We start from the raw sequence: 20565 nt of genomic DNA, 5'->3' as shown, positions 1-20565 counted from the left end.
GCGAAGCTCTATCTTATCGATCCTGAAGCTTATATGCAAGGCACCGCTTATCTAAGAATAAAGAAAAGATTGTACGCTGAGAATAATCCCCTCTCTGGGGTACCATAACTTCTATCTTTTCTAAAGATAAGGTTGCTATGTCTACATCTCCGCTCGGGGTTCCGACTGTTCTAAATACCATTCCCCCAACTACAAAAGCCTTCCCCCTCCTCTCGCCATGTTTGAAAGAATGGCTGCTCAATATTCTTCTTTTGACTCTGGGAGGAATTTGCACGATTGTCGGCTGCATTGTTATGGTGTTGACTAAACAGATTCTTTACGGATTAGTTTGTGTCGTAGGTGGGGTACTCCTAGCTATGGGAATTCTCTTAAAACCTGGGAATTTTATTTATCGAAACGCCGATAACGCTGCACGAAGCTTAAGTAGTGCTTTAGAGTGAATTTGAGAAACGCGAGATTCACTTACTCCGAGGACCTTGCCGATTTCCTTAAGGACAAGCTCTTCATAGTAATACAAGGCCATGACCTTGCGTTCCTTTTCCTCAAGTTCCTGAATTGCATTGGCTAGATATAGAGAAAATTCTTTTTTATCTACAACATCGTAACCTGTCTCCGCCCGTTCATCGGCGATTTTCTCTTGAAGGGTTATACCACATCCAGCATCACTTTGGGAAGGCCACTCTTCATTCAAGGAAACAAGTAGTGCAGGACGAGCTGATACAAACCATCCCGAGAGTTCTTGTTGCGAAATATTGAGATACTCACAAAGTTCAAGATCAGTGGGTTCTTTGCCTAAAGACTGGCGAAGACAGTCCATAGCTCCTGACAACTTATTCGCTTTTTGATGTACACTGCGGGGAACCCAGTCTTGCTTACGCAGATCATCAATAATTGCAGCCTTAATCAAAAATACCGCATACCCTTTAAACCGAGGACTTCTCTCGGGATTATAGCGTTCAACCGCACGCAGTAAGCCTTCAATACCTGAAGCATATAAATCCTCGGTCTTAACGTGAGCAGGCATCCCTGAAATCAAACGATGAACCACACTTTTTACTAAAGGCAAGTAGAACTCGATTAAGCTATCGCGATACTCAATTTGTTGAGTTTCCCAATAGAAGCTCCAAACCTCTGCAATGTTTTGAGTCTGCTGTGTTTTCACAAATTTTTTCTTATGTAGTTATTTATTAGATTAATTTAAAAAAAATTTTTAAACAATACTTACACTAACAAAAAACATAAAAATACTAAGTTTTACCACATATTGAATTAAACTAGGGAACTAAAACCTCGTCCGAAACTATTCCTAAAAAGGAAATTGGGATTTCTTTAGGAAGTTCATTATGAGATAACACCAAAAGATCTGGAAAATGTGGATCGAGCATTTTTTTCATTTCAAACCGTGTTTCACAGCTGGTAACAATAGCTCGGAAATCTTTAAATACTGACTGTTCTAAAAGACTATCTATCTGGCGAATAACGTTCTCTTGCATTGCGGGATTAGACTTTGAATAAGAACTATTTATCAATTCTTCAACATGAAAATCTACGGTGATGACCTCAAGAGTTTGTTTCTGATCCCATAGGCTTCTTCCAATCCAATGCCCCAGAGATTTTCGCACTTTTTCAGCAAGGATCTCCAAGCTATCTCCAGAATTTTGGTATACGGCAACTGCCTCTAGGATCTTTGGAAAGAGCTTAAGCGATACTCTTTCTCTAACAAGTAGACGAGAAAGAACCACAAGCGAGCTTAAGGAGATTTTCTTGGGAATGATTTCCTCAACGGCGATGCCGAATAACCTCTCTGATTCTTGAAGGTACTTTTGGACCGCCTCTCCATTCAGAGCCTCATGAGCTATGTTTCTCAAGAAAGGAAGCAGTGTCTTTACAGTCATTTCATCAAAGTATAAATTCTGGCCGAATAATCGAAGCGAAGGACGTTCTCCCTCACTACGCAGACAATGCAGCTTAGGCAACCTAACTCCTAGATCTTCAAATACTTTGTCAGATGCAATGCGATATACTCGATAGAACTCGGATTCTTGTTCTTTAGGGCACACCCCCTCTACATAAGAGAAAGCGTGTGCTATACAAGAATCTTCTGATGAAAGCTCCTCTTTTCGATATGCCAACCATAAGAGACTTGCAAGCAAAGCTATAGGAAACTTTGGGGAACTTGGAATACAGCATAAAGAAAGGATCAATAGCGCGACAACTCTGAAATGCTGACGCAACTGTTTGTAGTATTCTATTAGACGGTTTAAGAGGCTCTCTTCCTTATCGATTTTACTGATAAGAGTCGCTGCAGCACAGGAAGTAAGCAAAGCAGGAACTTGACTAACTAGAGTATCTCCTAAAACTGTAAACCACATTTCTTCAAGAGGATAACCCGAAGTATAATGAAGACAAGTTACAGAAATCACGTTAACAAGCAAAAGGATACAACTAATAATAGCATCCCCTTTAACAAAACGAAAGACCCCCTCCATGGCAGAAAAGAAATCGCTTTCTTCTACAAGTTCATTTTTTTGTCTTTTGATGGCCTTATACGAAGCTCTTCCAGAAACAAGATCAGCATCTAAAGCCATCTGTTTGGCTGGAAGAGCTTCTAAGACAAATCGAGAACGCACCTCTGCAATTCTTTCAGAACCCTTGGAAATCATCAAAAAGTTCACAAAGAAAAGAAGGAGGCACGCAAATGTTGCTGCCCATAAACTTCCCAAAGAGAAAAAACTTCCTAGAGAAAAAATCATAGGAGAGGCTGTTCCCAATGAGACAATCCGCCGTGTCGAGGCAAGATTTAGTCCCAATCGCAATAGGCAAAGGTACAAGAAAAAAGGAGAAAAGAGCTTCCCTGAACTACTTGAATTTAGATTAAACACCCAGCAGACAGTCAATAAAGATAATGCAAAACTAACACATAATCCAAAATCAAGAAGGATCTGAGGAAGAGGCAAAAAGATTAGTAATAGGATTCCAAGAGGGACAAAGATCATTCCCCCAACACTATCTTTCTTCCCAGACACAAAAACGGCCTCCTAGAAAATCCCTGTTTTTCCCATACTTCCCCTCTCCATATATCTGCAAGTAAAACTCTAGAGAGAAGTTGTGAAGAATCTTTGATCTTGTCGACTATTTCCTACTATGCTAATGTTGTCCTTTTTTATCTGATAATTTTATTTTACGGAGTATAGCGCAGCCTGGTTAGCGCGGTTGCTTTGGGAGCAATAGGTCGGGGGTTCGAATCCCTCTACTCCGAACTTCATTTAATCTACCAGGCAACAAGTAACAGGGAACGGTATGGCTAGGCTAATCATTACCTCTGATGATGAACAACAGGAGTTCGAATTGGAAGACAACAGTGATATCATAGATTCCTGTGAATCGGCGGGCATTCCTTTTGCTTGTACGGAGGGGGTTTGTGGAACCTGTGTTATAGAAGTCCTAGAGGGCCAAGATAATCTTTCCAGTTTTACAGAAGCAGAAAACGATTTTCTAGGAGAACCCGAAGACTCTAACGAACGTCTTGCTTGTCAATGCCGCATCAAAGGTGGCTGTGTAAAAGTTACTTTCTAATCTTAGAAAGTAAAAATTTTAGATTAATACAACACCAATTCAGACGAGTTCTTTCTTAAGTAGCTATAAAACGATTTGCATTTCGGAAAGACTTCTTTTCTTAGCTCCCCTATTTTGAGCGATCTTTTTCATTCTAAAAAAGTTTATAATTAAGCACGGCACGCCTTTTTTTATTTTTAATTAGAAAAGTTAAAATAAAATTTTAATAAAACACAAAGACATTTTAATTACTTAAATATCAACAAAAGAGATATAATTTAAAAGGAAATAAAAAATTAATTTCTTAATTATGACAAAAACCTCAATAACATCTCTAACTACAGATCATTCCCCAGCACAAATTAAAAAAAAATCTTCCCGATATTTTGATAAGATTGAGTCTCAGGTTCTATTTATTACCACAATCTTTGCCGTTCTAGCTACAATAGGTACCCTACTCATTGGAGTCCTTTTAAATATTCCTGTAATCTACTTCCTAACAGGACTTGTATTTGTTACTGCTGTTCTTAGCGCCTTTATGCTTTATAAAAAAACGGTAAAACGCTTAAAAGACAGCACTCATACAGAAGAAGAAAGTATTGAGCCACAACACTTCTTTACCCCCGCATCTTTCTCTTCTATCCCCGTTTTCATGAATTTTTACAAAGAAAATTGGGAAGAAAAATCTGAGGACCTTGAGCTTCTTCCTTCACCTTCCTTGTTACTCACAAACAATCCTTATAAAGTATGGGAAGCTAAAAACTCATTGCTTTCCCTGGTATCCATACAAGGAGGAAATCCAGAGCATCTCTTGATTTCATCTAAGGATACGGGAAAGACCCTATTAATTGAGGAGACTTCCGAGGATTCTTATCCACCTCCCTGTTCAAACGTCACTGCCTCCCCAGAATCCCTCATCAACGAAGCATTCGAGAAGACCACGTTTCAAGTAACTGAAGAACTTCCTACAACAGGAGATTCTGCTACATTCTCATACTGGCAACCCCATCTTCGTGGTCAAGTCTCCCTCCCAAAAATACCGTTCATACCACAAAGAACCTACCAATATTATTACGCGCTCTATGTCACCTATATCCAGACTGCTATTGATAAAAACATCCAACTCATCCAAATCCCTCTATGTAGCTTACGAGAGCACCTCTACCCTAGAGAACTCACTCCAAAATCGAGACAAGAACAATCTTTAGCTATGGTTGGAGCAATACAATATATGGCCAAACTTTATCCAGATTATCCCCTAACTATTGCTTGTGTTGAAAGAACTTGACCCACGTATCTCCAAAAGAAAGTATTGAAGACATAACTTATAGATTTCTATCCAACTAAAATGGATATCCTTAAATAAACAAGAAGGTAATTAGATTACTAAATAAAAAACAATAAAAGATTGTTACTAATCTTTGCATATTTGATAGGTAGGTTATTATGACAAAAATTGCTTTTCATAACCCAACGTCTCCTCATTATCCATGTGAAAAAAAAACAAAAACTACACCCGTAGAAACTGAGGGAAAGTCTTCCTCAATCCGTACACAAATCAAATATATAGTACTTCGGGCACTAGTCTTACTCTTAGGCGCTATTGTCTTGATAGGGGGTATAGCAGGACTTGCCCTTTGGTTTACTAATGCGGTGCCGATAGCACAACCCTATCAACACGAGGGAGTTCTTGTTATTGCAATAATAATTACAGTATTAACCGTGGGACTAATAATGTTGTTAAATTCTTGCTGGAACAGGCTATCCGAAGGTGCGAAAAAAGAAAAAATAACAAAGCAGGCCCCCTCTTGATTTCACTAGAAAAACCGAGTGCTTACTTCTATCTTTTCTTAGGCTTCACAAAAACTAGCTTCTTTCTAGGGGTGACAGAAAAGAGCTAGGGAAAAGAAGAGAGAAGAATTTCTCTATTCTCTCTTGTTCTTAACCATATCCACATAAACGAACAATTCTTTCTATAATTATTAGAAATAATCCCCCTTATCCTTACGCAAGCTTTTGAAATGCTAGATAACCAACTTTTTCAAAAACAGTCCTCCAATAGAACTCTTTAACTTTTCTTAGAAGGCGTTCTCATAAACCCCCAATCGGTCCTAGTATCACCAAATAAAACTATGAGGTCCCTTCAAACCTTGAAAAATTAGCCTAACCATTCAGATATCTGAAAAAAGGGGATTCTGTAGCCTCAGGATCATCTTTGGATTCACCGTGTATAGACGGCGGGAAAAGGTTAGGACAAAATAAAGGTAACCGAAAAGGCGAGTTTGGACACATAGCAAGCAATAACCTAAATACCAAGTCACTTCTGCTTAGGAAAATGACTCCTTTAATAGGAGGCAATCCTTAATTAATAGAATAAAAAGAATTTGTAAAGATTTTATTATAAATCAATAACTAGCACGATTTTTTTATTAAAAAAACAAAAATTAAGGTACAATCTTTCCTCAAATTAATTTAAACGGTTATTTTATGACTAGAATTTCTTCAACCCCAGACGTAGGTTTCGATACATCACAAGCTGTAGACAGCGAAATCCACGCAGAACAACCCAATCGTATAAATAAACAGGGGGTTGCTAAAATAGCGAAAATCGCAATTGCTGTCCTTGCTTTAGCGACAGCCATCGGGTCTGGAATTGTTGCTGTAATCTTTGGTATGCCTCTGCTACTGATAGTAACAGGTGTGGCTTTAATTGTAGCAGCAGTAGCCCTCTACCTTCTTTTCAAGAAAAAGCCGTCCGAAACGCTCCCTGAACCTGGAAAGGATATCCCACCTACTAGAGTTCCAATAACTCCACTTACACCCCCTCTTAATGAAATGCTGAAAAACAACTGGACCCTACTAGGTAGTCTTTCTGAGATAAACGGCTCCTGGATGACCAGAGAGCCTAATCAAAAATATTATGCCTGGCACTACCTAAACTCTAAAACTACCTTGATAGTTACCACAGGAGACATTTCTCAGCCTCGCCTGAAAACCAAAGAGAGAGTCATGATTGTTAACTCAGCTAATAAAGAAATGCTCCCTGGAGGGGGTGGAACCAATGCTGCCCTCTCAAGAGCCACCCATACCACTTGTTGGGAAAATAGCAAAACAGGTGGAGGAAGGATATATCCAAGTCAACCATTATCTGTTTGTGAATGTCGTTCAACACATTGGATCAATCAAGACGGAAGCATGAATGATCCGACGTCAGGAAAACCTCTATTTTTAGCACAACTTCTTGGTCCCAAATATAGTGGAGAATTGAAAGAACATCCTGAAAAAGTAGAAAGCATCGTTAAAGAAGCTTATACGAACTGTCTTAGTGAAGCTCTACTCAGAGATGTAAGTCTTCTCCAAATTCCACTGATTTCTTCTGGTATATATTCACCTGGAGGAAGTCTAGAAATCCCTCCTGTGGACGAAACACAATCAGCTAGTCCTCAATACAAGCTCTATCATATCCACATGCAATGGATAGAAAATGTGAAAAAAGGTCTTCTACAAGCCGTTGAGACATTTGCAACAACGCACAAGGACATTCCAATGAATGTAGTCCTTACAGACTACAACACGCTATTAATAACCCCGCCTAACTAAATAGCGAACAAATGCAACCCTAAGAATTAGTTTTTATTGATTCTTAGGGAAAGCAAGGAACAGAACCTAAAGAAACATCAACCAAAAACCTAAGCAAAAAGCCTCTTAGCTCCTAGTATGAAGCACGATTATAAGACCGCACTAAAGGCCTATTTCAACTGCTTTAAGGAAACTCTCTGTAATAGAACAGGATGGCACTGGGATAACTCTTCTGAAGTATATTCACTCATAGCAGTGTAGAACGATAACTCATAACAAAGAAAAATATAATAGTCCTGTAAGTAAGCTCATCTCAACTGTCTAGATCAAATCAAACGACGTAAAGCAACAGTACGACAGCTTTCCCTGCTTTCCTCCCATTTCAATGTCCCTCCAAAAGAGCGAAAGGGACTTGAGTCTACGACAACAATGGATTGATGGTATGAAGTTAGCTTTAATAGACCCTCTCCAGACATTTGAATCAGAAGCAAATGGATCATAATTCCGATAACTCTTTCTAAACCCCCTGCCATCCCAATTCCCTTTTTAAGAAAAAAAGCGGAATTTCTCCTATGAAAAGAAAATTTTCTTTTAAAAAATAGTAAGCTTTCTCTCTTTGGAAAACCTAAAACTGTTATAAAATTTTTTAAAAAATCTTTTCTAACTTCTTAAATCACGGTATACTCGTCCTAGTAAATCTAAAAGCAACTCCCATCAATGATCGGGGGCTTTTAGGAAATAAGGAAAATTCTAACCAAAAGATCATACTAGTGTCCCCTGTTCCCCTACCCACAAGCCCCCGCCCCTCCTCTGGAAATCTAGAATCTATGCAACTCATTTCCAAATCACTGGAAGAAAAGCGTCGAAACAAAACTATTAAGACGATTCAATGCTTAGTTAAAATCCTGGTTGCAATTCTAGCGATAGAAGTTGCAGGAACAATTGCGGCTTTCTTCATTTCTGGGACACCTGCCATCTGCTTGATTATCCTAGGAGGTCTTGTTCTTGCAACAGTGCTCTGTGTGATTCTTCTTTCTATAAAGATTGCCCTTTTAACCAAACCTCAAGCAAAAGACGCTGAACAGCAAGTCAAACGCAAACTTTCCTCTCAAAAAGCTAATTAGAAAAACAGCGTATTGTTTTCACTAACTGACACTAAAATATTTTATTCTTCCACAAGCAACCCCTAAAATAAGAATCTATAAAATTCTATTTTTAATAATAAATAGAAATTCATTCATAACATAAAAAAGAATTAATTATAAAATTAATTTGCTTTACAAAAAAAATCAGGAGTTAGTTATGCCTTCTCCTACTCCAGAGGTTCCTCCTCCAGTTAAAAAAACGTTATTCCAAGAATTCAAAGCACAGTTCCGTGCTTCAGGATTATGTACAAAAATTGCCTTCGTGGTCTCTGCCACTCTTTCCGTCCTCAATGGCCTTGCTTCTGGGAGTGCTGCTATAGCCCTCATCTTTATAGCATCGTCTGTCGGTGCCTATTTTACAATTGTAGGACCTTTAATCTTACTTACTCTCGTCCTTTTCGCTGTACTTATAGTCTCTTTGTACAAAATAACAATGGCAAATCCTTCTACGACAAACTCCATTCCAAATTAGGAAAAAAGAAACAGGTTCCCGAAACTCCACAGTCTCAGGAACTCTGTAAAGCAGTTGCAATGATGCGTATGATCACGGGATCGATTCCCGTAAACCTCTTTTCCATTGTCAGTGTTATCCTTCATAGTTGTAGCTCTTGCCGCGCTTGTTTGCTCCCCACCAAATAAAAAATGCGTAAATAAAGAAACTGTATAGAAAAGGTCTTGTCCCTAAAGAATGGGTGTTGCACAAACGCAAAATCCTTTCACTTCTTCCTTAAGAATATAGTGGCAAGAGTTCAACCTTCAAGCAGCACTGCTTATATAAAATTACAGTCATGGCCATGAGAAGATCGGTGAAAAATACCCGAGGTCTTCGTACATCTCAGGCTTTTCCTCTCTTACTCGTCTTAAAGTTAATAAATTTTATAAATATAGAAATCCCTTACAAGCTTTATGAGCTTCAACAAAATTACTCTGGCTTTTATAATTCATAGGACTCTGATAATTTTGGAATTTTTATGACATTCACTATCTCTGGCATTAATTCTTCACGACGCAAAACCCATGCCGTAAAAATAGGTCACCTATACATAGGTAGTGATCACTCAATAAAAACACAATCTATGACGACTACGGCAACCACAGACGTTGAAGCTACAGTAGAGCAAATTTGTGCCCTAGCAGAACATAATTGCGATATTGCCAGGGTTACCGTGCAAGGAATCAAAGAAGCCCAAGCAGTTGAAAAAATTAAAGAGCGGCTGGTTGCTTTGGGATTGGAAATCCCCCTGGTTGCAGATATCCACTTCTTCCCGCAAGCAGCTATGTTAGTTGCTGATTTTGCTGACAAGGTTCGCATCAACCCAGGCAACTATGTAGATAAGCGTAATATGTTCAAGGGGACGAAGATCTATACAGAAGCAAGCTATGCTCAAAGTCTTTTACGACTTGAAGAGAAGTTTGCTCCTTTAGTAGAGAAATGTAAAAGACTTGGCAAGGCCATGCGCATTGGGGTGAACCACGGGTCACTTTCAGAAAGAATCATGCAAAAATATGGCGACACCATCGAAGGGATGGTAGCCTCGGCAATTGAATATATTGCTATATGTGAAAGGATGGATTATAGAGATGTCGTCTTCTCAATGAAATCCAGCAACCCTAAGGTCATGGTAGCTGCATACCGCCAACTCGCTAAAGACTTAGATGCTAGAGGCTGGCACTATCCCCTGCACCTAGGGGTCACGGAAGCTGGGATGGGGATGGACGGCATCATAAAATCCGCGGTGGGGATCGGCACTCTTCTTGCCGAGGGTCTCGGCGACACGATACGCTGCTCTCTAACAGGTTGTCCTACTACAGAAATTTCTGTTTGCGATAGCTTACTACGCCAAACTAAAATCTACCTAGACCTTCCAGAAAAGAAAAATCCCTTCTCCCTAACACATTCCCAAAGCTTTGTTGCTGCCGCAGAGAAGGCGACTAAAACAACACTGTGGGGGGACGTTTACGGGGTTTTTTTGAAACTTTATTCTCATCACCTTACCGACTTTACTCCAGAACAACTCTTAGAACAACTAGGAGTGAATCCGATAACAAAAGAAAAATCATTCACAACCCCTGAAGGGGTCGTCGTCCCTCCTGAGTTGAAAGAGGCCCCTATTACAGATATACTTCGAGAATACTTTTTAGTTTTTCATCACTATCAAGTACCTTGCCTATATGAGCACAATGAGGAGATTTGGAATAGCTCTGCTGTTCATAATGCTCCATTTGTGCATTTCCATGCTTCAGACCCTTTCATTCATACCTGCCGAGATTTCTTTGAGAAAGAAGGACATCAAGGGAAACCCACGAAGCTAGTATTTTCAAGGGACTTTGACAACGAAGAAGAAGCTGCTATTTCGATAGGGATAGAGTTTGGAGCTTTGCTCCTTGATGGTCTAGGAGAGGCTGTTGTTCTTGACCTACCTAACATTTCCTTAGCAGCGGCTCGAGAAATTGCCTTTGGAACTCTACAAAGTGCAGGGGTTCGCCTTGTAAAAACAGAGTATATCTCCTGTCCTATGTGTGGTCGAACCCTCTTCGATCTGGAAGAGGTGACACTACGTATTCGAGAAAAAACTAAACACCTACCAGGACTTAAGATCGCTATCATGGGCTGTATCGTTAATGGCCCTGGAGAAATGGCTGACGCGGATTTTGGATTCGTAGGTTCCAAACCAGGGATGATCGATCTTTATGTAAAACATACCTGTGTAAAAGCCCACATACCTATGGAAGATGCTGAGGAAGAATTGATTCGACTTTTACAAGAACATGGAGTATGGAAAGACCCAGACTCAACAAGGTTTAAAGCATGACACTTGCCTTCCACGGACACCCTTTGAACTATTGGACTTTCGAAGAGCTCAATGGATTCCCTATACGCCACGGAATCTTTTCAAAACAACAGGACGAAGAAGGGACTGTCTTTGCAGCACAGAATCCTGAGATTGCCAAAGCTCTACGATCTCAAAATTATTGCGACCTCCACCAACGCCACGGTACTTCCATACATGCTGTTACCCCCACATCTCCCCACTATCAACCTGCAGATGGACTGTGCACCCAATCCCCACTTCTATCCCTCCACATCCGCCATTCCGATTGTCAGGCGGCTATCTTCTATGATCGAGAACACCATGCTATTGCAAATGTGCACAGCGGCTGGCGAGGACTCCTTGGCAACATCTATGCTGTCACAGTGGGCACCATGAAGAAACTGTTTCACACTAAAACGCAAGATCTTTTTGTAGCTATCGGCCCTTCAATCGGCCCAGATTTTGCCATCTACCCTGATTATGCGACATTGTTTCCTCGTAGCTTTCTTCCCTTTATGAACCCAAAAAACCATTTTGACCTGCGGGCTATTGCTCAAAAGCAACTGAGTAATCTAGGGATCCCTAAAGACCATATCTTTATTTCTAACCTATGTACATACTCGGAACACGAAGCCTTTTTTTCTTCAAGGTACCGCTCCCACCACCCTGATCCTAAGCTCGATGGCCAAAACTCAAAAAGTAAAAACAATGTAACCGCGGTACTTCTCCTCCCCAGAGAGTAAAGAAATCAAGCCAGAAACCTCTGTTTCTCCTTAAACCTATCAAAGACTCTGTTGCTTAAAAGAATACCACGATAAATCCTAACTCTCTTATACTGAGCTTATTTTCTTGACAAAAAAAACTTTACAAGCTACCTTCTTTGGGGAAAATGCTAGTCGAAAGGTTTTTTATGAAATTAGGCGCCCCGTTCAGTCATAAAACTCAGGCAGCAGAGATCCCTAGACAAACTAAGAATATTGAGTCTACAAAGACGCAGCCTTCTCAGCCCTCATCCAAAAATAAAGGTGCGACCGCTCTTCTAATTGCGTCTGCTGTTCTCCATGTACTCTTTGTTGGTTTAATGTTAGCCGCTGGGATCACGTTCATCACTTTGATAGCTTTAGGCTCACCCTTAATACAGTCCTTTGCTATTGCAGGCATTATTACACTAGTAGGAGCATTCATAGGGATCGTGCTTCTGATCCTTACCCTGTTTCCTCAAAAAGAACGGTCCGTTTTTCGGGGTTTTCTTATTCCACCAATACTAATCCCAGTAACTACAGTCCCACCGACAAGCTATGGCATTCCCAAACGCGAAACACTGTACTCATATAATACTAAACTAGGCTTATTAAATAACTGTTCACTATCTTTGAAAGAACTTCCTCCGAAAGCACAACTTCCTAAGGGCACTAAAATTACAAATGGTGCTTCTATTGAAGTTCACTGTTTAAAGGAAAATGAGCAATTTAAAATCATCACAGCTAAAGCACCTAATCTCCCAGACATTACTGAAAACGGGGTGCGCGTACCCTTTCTATTCCTCCTTCCCCCAGAAACTTCACACTGGCAAGAGGAGAAGGCTGTTTCGACTCCCCTAAAGGAGCTGCAAGAGTTCTTAGGAAAAGATCAATGGTTAACAATGAAAGCTAAAATGGACTCTAGAAAACAAGCAGGCCAATGGGCATTTTTCTCTTACAATTCTTCTGAAGTAGTTTTAGCATGGACTCCTTGGGGTTGTTATGACAAGGATGTAGCAGCATTTTTACAAAGAAAACATCGGTCTAATTTAAGCTTTGATTCTGCTGAAACTTCTTACTTTACAGACTCAGAGAACTTCTTGGAAGAGCTGTTTGTGGATCTCATAGAGAGCGGTATTCGCAGGATTCATCTTCACGGAGTAGAAGTTTTCTCCCCCCTCAATCATGCTGGACAACCTCATTTTACACAGAACACATTCTTGCCCACGAAGCTGCTTAGAGCCCTGAATTCGGCCTCACAAAAAGCCACTAGGCAACCAGATTCCCGATTTACATTGTTCCTTACTCAAGAGGATCGCAATCCTCTACATGATGAAAAGAAGGGAAATTAAACGTCTGTTTCTGAACTCTAAAGGGGCTTTCACGAAAGTGAAAAAAATTATAAATCAAGTAATAATTCGGGATTCTCAATACATTCTTTCACTTTGATTAAAAAAGTAACAGCCTCTTTCCCATCAATAAGGCGATGGTCATAGCTTAAAGCGACATACATCATGTCCGCAATGATAATTTCGTTATCAAGAACAACGGGACGCTTTTCTACCTTATGCATTCCCAGAATCCCCACTTGCGGGGGATTGATAATTGGCGTCGAAAGTAGAGATCCGTATACGCCTCCATTTGTAATTGTGAAACTTCCTCCTTCAAGTTCCCCTATGGAAAGCTGACCTTCACGAGCCCGCAAGGCAAGATCTGCGAGCCTCTGCTCAATCTCCCCACTAGAAAGCGTATCACAATCACGGACAACAGGAACCACAAGTCCTCGATCCGTACCTACAGCAAGAGAGATGTCATAATAGTCACGATAGACAATCTCCTCGCCATCAATATAGGCATTCATTCGTGGACACACCTTCAAAGCCTCCAAGACAGCTTTCACGAAGAAAGACATAAACCCTAACTTGACTCCATATCGAGAGGTAAACTCTTCTTGCTTTTCCTTGCGCAAATTAAGGAGAGGAGTCATATGGACTTCATTGAATGTCGTGAGCATCGCAGATTCATGTAGGGCCGACAAAAGGCGACGGGAAATTGTCTTGCGGATAGAAGTCATCCGTTCTCGAGTTTCTCCTCTATCTCTTTCTGAAGGACCTTTTGATGCTTTTTTAATCTGATCACGAAAAGGAACAAAGGTTTTATTCTTAGGAGGAGACTGGCATACTTCAGACTGAGGAAAGCAAATGATTTCAGCTTCTATAGTCTCTTTAGATCGAAAATCTACAGAGTCTGCTCCTTCACTAGCAGTCTCTATTTTTCCCACTAAACCACCCACAGCAACAACATCCCCTTCGGCAACCTCCCAAAGAATTCTTCCCGATGCTGGAGCATAAATTAGCTGATTTACCTTATCACTTTCAATTTCTAGTAAGCCCTGATTTTCTTCAACAAGACTACCCTCTGAGACTAACAAAGAGGCTATCGTTACCTCGCTGATCGACTCTGCAATATTAGGAATGCGTACTTCTGTAGTCATAATTTACCTTAAAGAAAACAGGGTTTCCATACATGTGACCAGCTCTTGACGACTCAGCTTCGCTGATCCAGAAGCTGTCGAACTACTCCGAGGACGTCCTATGTATATCAGTTTTTCAGGAAGAATATCCTGTAATGCCATAAACATATAGTCATAGGCTCCCATATTCTTGGGTTCTTCTTGTAGCCAAACAAAATGTTTCAGATGAGAATACTTATCAATAAACTTTACCAAATCCTCAAGAGCTAAAGGATACAAGCTCTCTATACGTAAGCAAGAAAAATTATCACGATGTTCTTTAGGAAGCATTTCTAAATAGTCATAGTAAATCTTTCCTGAGCATAATACCAAAACAGTTGCATCATAATTAGGATCGGCATCTTCGAGAATAGCGCGAAATCCACCAGGCTCTGAAAATTCCTCTAAACTACTAACACATTGTGGATGTCTCAATAGCAACTTAGGGGTAAAAATCACCAAAGGCAAAGAAAGATCTCGTTTGGTATGCTCTCTAAGAATCCTAAAGTATTGCACAGGAGTGGAGGGCAATACTACTTGAAAATTCCAATTTGCTGCCAATTGCAAATAACGTTCTATACGAGATGAAGAGTGCTCAGGCCCCTGCCCCTCATACCCATGAGGAAGAAGAAGAACCACGTCAGAGTGCAAATCCCATTTTTGGATCCCCGAAGAGATATATTGATCGAAAATAATTTGTGCGCCGTTAGCAAAATCACCGAACTGCGCTTCCCATAACACTAGAGTCTTCAATGCCTGTTGAGCATAGCCATACTCAAATCCTAAAACTGCGTACTCAGAAAGCGGAGAGTTGTACATTTCCACAGCGCCCTGTTCTACAGAAAGGTGGTGTAATGGAGAGTAGGTATCTCCAGTAACAGTGTCACTCCAAACCAAATGTCGTTGACTAAATGTCCCACGAATAGAATCTTGACCTGAGAGCCTAAGGTTATATCTTTCGATTAATAACGAAGCAAATGCCAACTCTTCAGCCATTGCCCAGTCATAACCAATCAAACCTTGAGCCATTTTAATTCTTTTTTCCAAAAGAGTCTTAATTTTAGGATGAGGATTAAAATTTTCAGGAAGACTGCAAAGACGTGAACTCATATGAAAGACAGTATCACGATCTAAAGAAACATCGAAATCGTGCAAAATAAGCTCACCGTTATTTAAGCGATCACAATGACGACAATCTTTTTTAGGAAAGGGTTCTGGCTCCTTCTCTTTCAATATCTGAAATTCATTGTTGAGGCTACCTTGCACCTCTTTTTCAATAGAGGCTAAAGTCTCTTCAGAAATATCAGCACTATGGCCTTCAAGGAGAGATTGCCTAAAAAGTTCCCGTATGCTCTTTTTTTTCTTAATTTGATCATAGAGCAAAGGAGCCGTTACTGAAGGATCATCACTCTCATTATGTCCATACTTGCGATAACAACAGAGATCTATAATCACATCACAACTAAACCTCTCACGAACTTGCAAAGCGTACTCTATAGCTTCTATGCAAGCAAGGACGTCCTCACTATTGACTCGAAATACAGGAATTCCTAGCATTTTAGCAATGTCAGTACAATACGGGGTTGACCTTGACTCTCGTGGCACTGCTGTAAAACCTATGTAGTTATTCACAACAATATGAAGTGTCCCTTCAGTAGAATACCCTGGTATACGACTCAGCTGCAGAGTTTCATAAACAACTCCCTGACCAGAAAATGCTGCATCTCCATGAACTAGAATTGCTAAGCTGCTTTGCTCTTTACCAGCTGCTCCTTGGTGTTGCAACGCAGCAACTACCCCCTCTACAACAGGATCTACAGATTCGAGATGACTGGCATTTGGCAACATAACAAAGGTGGTCTCACTATGTTCCCGATGGGACTTTAGCACATAACCTTTATGGTACTTCACGTCCCCGACACTCTCCAAACCACGAGCTGCAGGGTCGTCTTCAAACTCCATAAAAACATAGCGATAGGGCTTGCCAAGCACATTAGTTAATACATTCAAACGCCCTCGATGAGCCATGCCCAAGACGTAGTTAGAAATTCCCAATGCTGATCCATAATGAGCAAGATGTTCCAACATAGGAACTAGGGTCTCTCCGCCCTCTAAAGAAAAACGCTTTTGACCCGTAAATTTTATCTGTAAGAATTCTTCAAAAAACGTTGCCTTACATAAGTCTTTATAAGAACGAAGGAGCTGTTGCGCGGAGCGTTCTACTTTGGGTTTCTCCATAAGATTCCAAACAAACTCCTGCAACTCGGGAATACATGTTAGGGTTTCTACAGTAAGATTTCCACAATAGCATTTTTTCAAAGCTTGGATCAGCTCACGTACAGAGACCTGAGCCTTAGGAAAAAGACCAGAAGAAGGCACCTGTTCATCCAGACCAATTTTAGCGATCTTTTCGCGAATTAGTGGAGAATCGGTGGTTGGAGAAAGGGGCGAAATTTGACTTTGCAAGTATCCATAGTAACGATACATCCTGCATAGAAATTGTGATTTCTGTTCTTGAAGCATAGCAATAGACTCGTTCCCAGAAAGCTTGGTAATCGCTTCTGATGAAGATTCTGCTTGCCCTAGCTGATACCCCTCAAAAAAATACTTCCAGGAGGGATCAAGAGTCTCATGATTCATAAATCTCTGATACATAGACTCTATCCAATCCATATCCGAAGAATATACTTGCCCCGCAAACTCGGAATCCATAAAATAATTAAGCTCAATAAATGCAATCTAAATGTCTGCTTCATAGCAAATTTTTATTTTTCAAAAAAAAAAATCTTTGTTTTTTTTCTACAGTTGAAAAAAACAAAAAAATGCTATACACCTGCTCTCGGAATACAGGATGGGAACCCTTGGATGAAAAGCGAACGTCTTAAAAAACTTGAATCAGAACTTCATGACCTTACGCAATGGATGCAGTTAGGTTTAGTGCCAAAAAAAGAAATTAGTAGGCACCAAGAAGAAATCCGAATCTTAGAACATAAAATTTACGAAGAAAAAGAACGACTACAGCTCCTAAAAGAAAATGGAGAGATTGAAGAGTACGTCACACCACGACGTAGTCCCGCAAAGACTGTCTATCCCGACGGTCCTAGTATGTCTGATATCGAATTTGTAGAACCCACAGAAACAGAAATCGATATTGACCCAGGAGAAACTGTCGAGCTAGAACTCACTGATGAAGGACGTGAAGATGGAGCAGTAGAAATCGACTATTCCCATGAAGACGACGAAGACCCCTTCAGTGATCGCAATCGCTGGAGACGAGGTGGTATCATCGATCCTGATGCCAATGAATGGTAAGATTCCCTTAGCTCTTTATATTCATATTCCCTTCTGCACAAAAAAATGTCGCTACTGTAGTTTTTATACAATTCCCTACAAAGACGAGTTGATATCGTTGTATTGTACTGCTGTGATTCAAGAGGGGATAAAAAAGCTATCTGCAATCCAAGACTCTCATTTCGTGGATACTGTGTTTTTTGGAGGAGGGACGCCTTCATTGGTTTCTCCTCTTTATCTCAAGCGCATCCTCAAAGAGCTAGGACCCGATGCCCAGGAAATCACTTTAGAGGCTAACCCTGAAAATTTAACTACAAGCTACCTAAGTGAACTGCAAGAAACTCCGATAAATAGAATTAGTATTGGCGTACAAACCTTTGATGACGCTATCCTACAACTCCTTGGCAGAACACATTCTTCATCTTCGACAATCACGGCACTACAAGGATGCCAGAATTATGGCTTTCGTAATCTTTCCATAGACCTGATCTATGGACTGCCAACACAGTCCTTAGAGATATTCCTAAGTGACCTAAATCAAGCTCTTACTCTCCCAATTACGCATATTTCTCTATATAATCTCACTATAGATCCCCACACCTCTTTCTATAAACATCGCAGAACCCTAGTCCCTACGATTGCTAAAGAAGAGATTCTAGCCGAGATGAGCCTTCTAGCCGAAGATCTCTTAATCGCTAAAGGGTTTCAACACTACGAACTTGCTTCATATGCTAAGCCAGGTTACATTGCGAAACACAACCTCCATTACTGGACAGATCGCCCTTTCTTAGGCTTAGGGGTTTCAGCCTCGCAATACCTTCACGGAGAACGGTCTAAAAATTATAGCCGCATTTCTCAATATCTACGTGCTGTACGTAGGAATCTCCCCACTCAAGAGACTTCAGAAATTCTTCCAGAAAAAGAAAAAATCAAAGAAGCCCTTGCCCTACGCCTTCGCCTCATCGAGGGGGCAGACCAAAAGCATTTCCCTCCTAAGCTTATTTCAATGCTCACGCAACATGTAGAATTGCAACACCTATTCAGTTCCGATGGACAATTTCTCTCCCTAAATAAACGCGGTCGACTCTTCCACGACACTATAGCAGAAGAAATTATGGGGTATTCCTTCTAATCCCTTAGAAAGGCTCAAATTTGGACTCGCTCTCTTTTCTACACGAGCAGACCTATCGTCTACACCAAGAAACCTCCTAAATATAGGCTAGCGACGACGACGCCTACAATGGTGTAACACTGATCGCAAAAGGAACCAAATATTAACGAATAAAACGAATGAAGTTATGATGAAGTTCATTGTTAGGCTCACCGCTAATACATCGCCAGTCTGCCAGTTTTGCTGAGCAGTTTTATTCTGTAAATCATAAACACTAGATACATTTGAACGTGTTAGAAGACGTGGAACTTGCAGGCCAACCTGGTTAAGAACCATGATGGATAAAGGAAAATAAATGTTGTATACAGAGTAGGCAAACCCTAATGCAAACGCTATAGCTTCCATCTCAATAACCCGCACCCTTCCTACAGGAAGGGTGTTTCCCGTGGCTTGTCGATAGGCAAATTGTTGTATACGATTTCTAAGAGGTCGCCCGCTCCAGCGAAGGCATTCCATAAAAATAAGACTTCCTACAACTGTAGACGCTGAAACGAAAACTCCTTGTAAGATTGGGAAAGGCATCCATAGTCTACGCAAGAGGTTAAAGTAATCAAAAACAAGAACTAATACACTCGGTACATATAAAGCTTGTGCAAAGATTCGTCCAGCACGAACTCTTTCTCTAAGCTGAGGATAATTTGTAATGAGCAAGAAAAAATAACGAACAGCACAAGTAGTGTGCATAAGAATTAAAGAATAACAAATCTGCAAATCCAGATTGTAATGCACAGAGGCCAGTACCCATTCTTGAAGGAGCCCTGAAATTCTACTAATTGCAAAAAGAGCAGCTAAAGCTATATCAGGACAGTTTTGAGGATAAGGATTGATCTCACGATCTGCTGAAGTCGGCCCTTCATCTAACCATGCTGCAAGTCTTTCCATAGCACGACTGTCACTAGGATTAATGACAACAGCCATATTACTACTAGATCCTTGAGGCGGTAACATTGGGGAGCTTACAGAGCCAGCTCCCTCATCCCCAGCATTCCTAACTCTCTCCCTAAGCAAGCATCGTTCTCCAAAACGCAAAGCCCAATTAAAAGTAGGACAACGGACAGAAGGGCAAAAAACACCCTCAAGACCTGAAGAATAAGGAAGAGTTGAGGTGTTTACAGCATAAGCTCCCAGAGAATCAAAAGAGGAGACATAATCTCCTGAAACACGGTAATTCTGTACCCTATAGTCGCCTTGAATAAAGACTGAAGGGGAAATCCCTAAAATCATAATGCGATCGGAATATTGCGTACTCTCTAACATTCTCTGTATATAAGAACCTCCATCACCATAGAAAATTATGAGAATATCCCTATCTTGATTTTGAGGATGAGAGAAAAACTGTTCCACAACCGTCGAGAGCCCGTGACACAAAGGATGATCGCTACCAGGTGAAGTACGGCGAAGGCAGGGCAGCCAAAACATGCCGCTTCCATTGTTATACATGAGTCGAACAGCTTCATTTCTCAAACCGCTGATATGCATAGCTTCAGATATAGCTTCTTGCTGAGTTTGCCAACTTCCATTTATATAGACAGTACTCACCAGCGAGTCTTCAAAAGTAGTGTCATCATTATTGTCTCCAGCGATGCAAACCACTTCATAAAACTCTGGAGAAGGCGAAGGACTTCTGGGACCGCCTTCTATGAACATTGAGATTTCTTCAGCCAAAGACCCCGCTGATGAGCTATCAGAAGAAGGAGGAGATATTGTGATTAGAGGTATGCTGGTGTTAGAAGGGTCTGGGGGGGGGGGGTAGAAGTTT

General features: G+C 40.7%; 18 protein-coding genes and 1 tRNA gene. 13 read left to right on the top strand and 6 right to left on the bottom strand.

Features of this window, described 5'->3' with window-relative positions; translation table 11 throughout:
* Nucleotides 1-137 precede the first annotated feature (137 nt).
* Nucleotides 138-440, top strand: coding sequence for a hypothetical protein (locus tag CMV32_RS05440; protein ID WP_151899120.1), 303 nt, complete (start codon nt 138-140; stop codon nt 438-440).
* On the opposite strand, the gene CMV32_RS04295 is transcribed toward CMV32_RS05440, so the two are convergent.
* Both CMV32_RS04295 and CMV32_RS04290 read right to left on the bottom strand, forming a co-directional pair.
* Entirely contained in the window at nt 389-1162 is a 774-nt protein-coding gene (locus CMV32_RS04295) for a FliA/WhiG family RNA polymerase sigma factor (protein ID WP_100934691.1), read from the bottom strand. The two genes, CMV32_RS05440 and CMV32_RS04295, sit on opposite strands and share 52 nt — an antisense overlap.
* Before the next feature lie 112 nt (nt 1163-1274).
* Nucleotides 1275-3026, bottom strand: coding sequence for an FHIPEP family type III secretion protein (locus tag CMV32_RS04290; RefSeq protein WP_100934690.1), 1752 nt, complete (start codon nt 3024-3026; stop codon nt 1275-1277).
* 158 nt (nt 3027-3184) lie between these two features.
* Between CMV32_RS04290 and CMV32_RS04285 the strand changes: the two genes are divergently transcribed.
* From CMV32_RS04285 to CMV32_RS04265, 5 genes are all read left to right on the top strand, one after another.
* Nucleotides 3185-3259: transfer RNA gene (locus CMV32_RS04285), tRNA-Pro, on the top strand.
* Nucleotides 3260-3300: 41 nt separating this feature from the next.
* A complete protein-coding gene (locus tag CMV32_RS04280) occupies nt 3301-3576 on the top strand; it encodes a 2Fe-2S iron-sulfur cluster-binding protein (RefSeq protein WP_100934689.1) in 276 nt (91 codons plus the stop codon).
* Nucleotides 3577-3865: 289 nt separating this feature from the next.
* On the top strand, nt 3866-4843 hold the full coding sequence (locus CMV32_RS04275) for a hypothetical protein (protein ID WP_239923159.1): 978 nt from the start codon (nt 3866-3868) through the stop codon (nt 4841-4843).
* A gap of 158 nt (nt 4844-5001) precedes the next feature.
* Nucleotides 5002-5367, top strand: coding sequence for a hypothetical protein (locus tag CMV32_RS04270; RefSeq protein ID WP_100934688.1), 366 nt, complete (start codon nt 5002-5004; stop codon nt 5365-5367).
* 675 nt (nt 5368-6042) lie between these two features.
* Nucleotides 6043-7155 (top strand): hypothetical protein, encoded by a 1113-nt coding sequence (locus CMV32_RS04265; protein WP_100934687.1) that lies wholly within the window; start codon nt 6043-6045, stop codon nt 7153-7155.
* Between the two features lie 305 nt (nt 7156-7460).
* Here the strand turns inward: CMV32_RS04265 and CMV32_RS04260 are convergent, their stop codons facing one another.
* Entirely contained in the window at nt 7461-7667 is a 207-nt protein-coding gene (locus CMV32_RS04260) for a hypothetical protein (protein WP_100934686.1), read from the bottom strand.
* Nucleotides 7668-7904: 237 nt separating this feature from the next.
* Between CMV32_RS04260 and CMV32_RS04255 the strand changes: the two genes are divergently transcribed.
* The 5 genes from CMV32_RS04255 (at nt 7905) to CMV32_RS05635 (ending at nt 13184) form a co-directional block, all read left to right on the top strand.
* Nucleotides 7905-8258: a hypothetical protein gene (locus CMV32_RS04255; protein WP_239923158.1), complete on the top strand. Its 354-nt coding sequence runs from the start codon at nt 7905-7907 to the stop codon at nt 8256-8258.
* Between the two features lie 178 nt (nt 8259-8436).
* Nucleotides 8437-8751, top strand: a complete 315-nt coding sequence (locus CMV32_RS04250) for a hypothetical protein (protein WP_100934684.1) — start codon at nt 8437-8439, stop codon at nt 8749-8751.
* Nucleotides 8752-9250: 499 nt separating this feature from the next.
* Complete coding sequence (locus CMV32_RS04245; protein WP_100934683.1) at nt 9251-11092, top strand: 4-hydroxy-3-methylbut-2-en-1-yl diphosphate synthase; 1842 nt, start codon at nt 9251-9253, stop codon at nt 11090-11092.
* The gene (gene pgeF / locus CMV32_RS04240) at nt 11089-11835 is read left to right on the top strand and encodes a peptidoglycan editing factor PgeF (RefSeq protein WP_100934682.1); all 747 of its coding nucleotides are present in this window, start codon (nt 11089-11091) and stop codon (nt 11833-11835) included. Before CMV32_RS04245 ends, pgeF begins: the two co-directional genes overlap by 4 nt.
* A 167-nt stretch (nt 11836-12002) precedes the next feature.
* Complete coding sequence (locus CMV32_RS05635) at nt 12003-13184, top strand: hypothetical protein (protein ID WP_239923157.1); 1182 nt, start codon at nt 12003-12005, stop codon at nt 13182-13184.
* Between the two features lie 47 nt (nt 13185-13231).
* On the opposite strand, the gene sucB is transcribed toward CMV32_RS05635, so the two are convergent.
* Nucleotides 13232-14326: a dihydrolipoyllysine-residue succinyltransferase gene (gene sucB, locus CMV32_RS04225; protein ID WP_100934681.1), complete on the bottom strand. Its 1095-nt coding sequence runs from the start codon at nt 14324-14326 to the stop codon at nt 13232-13234.
* A 3-nt stretch (nt 14327-14329) separates the two neighbouring features.
* The gene (locus CMV32_RS04220) at nt 14330-17056 is read right to left on the bottom strand and encodes a 2-oxoglutarate dehydrogenase E1 component (RefSeq protein ID WP_100934680.1); all 2727 of its coding nucleotides are present in this window, start codon (nt 17054-17056) and stop codon (nt 14330-14332) included.
* Nucleotides 17057-17209: 153 nt separating this feature from the next.
* On the opposite strand from CMV32_RS04220, the gene CMV32_RS04215 reads away from it, so the two are divergent.
* Both CMV32_RS04215 and hemW read left to right on the top strand, forming a co-directional pair.
* Nucleotides 17210-17656 carry a hypothetical protein gene (locus tag CMV32_RS04215; protein WP_100934794.1) on the top strand — a complete coding sequence of 149 codons (447 nt, stop codon included), beginning with the start codon at nt 17210-17212 and terminating at the stop codon, nt 17654-17656.
* Nucleotides 17646-18767: a radical SAM family heme chaperone HemW gene (gene hemW, locus CMV32_RS04210; protein WP_100934679.1), complete on the top strand. Its 1122-nt coding sequence runs from the start codon at nt 17646-17648 to the stop codon at nt 18765-18767. The genes CMV32_RS04215 and hemW overlap by 11 nt, the downstream gene beginning before the upstream one ends.
* Before the next feature lie 87 nt (nt 18768-18854).
* Here the strand turns inward: hemW and CMV32_RS04205 are convergent.
* Nucleotides 18855-20565, bottom strand: a 1711-nt coding sequence (locus CMV32_RS04205) for a DUF687 family protein (RefSeq protein WP_204524844.1), incomplete at its 5' end; no start/stop codon positions are given.

This window comes from Candidatus Chlamydia corallus (genome assembly GCF_002817655.1).
In the GTDB taxonomy this organism is placed as follows: domain Bacteria; phylum Chlamydiota; class Chlamydiia; order Chlamydiales; family Chlamydiaceae; genus Chlamydia; species Chlamydia corallus.
Note: the sequence above shows the minus strand (reverse complement) of the source record. Positions and strands in the feature narration are given on the sequence as shown.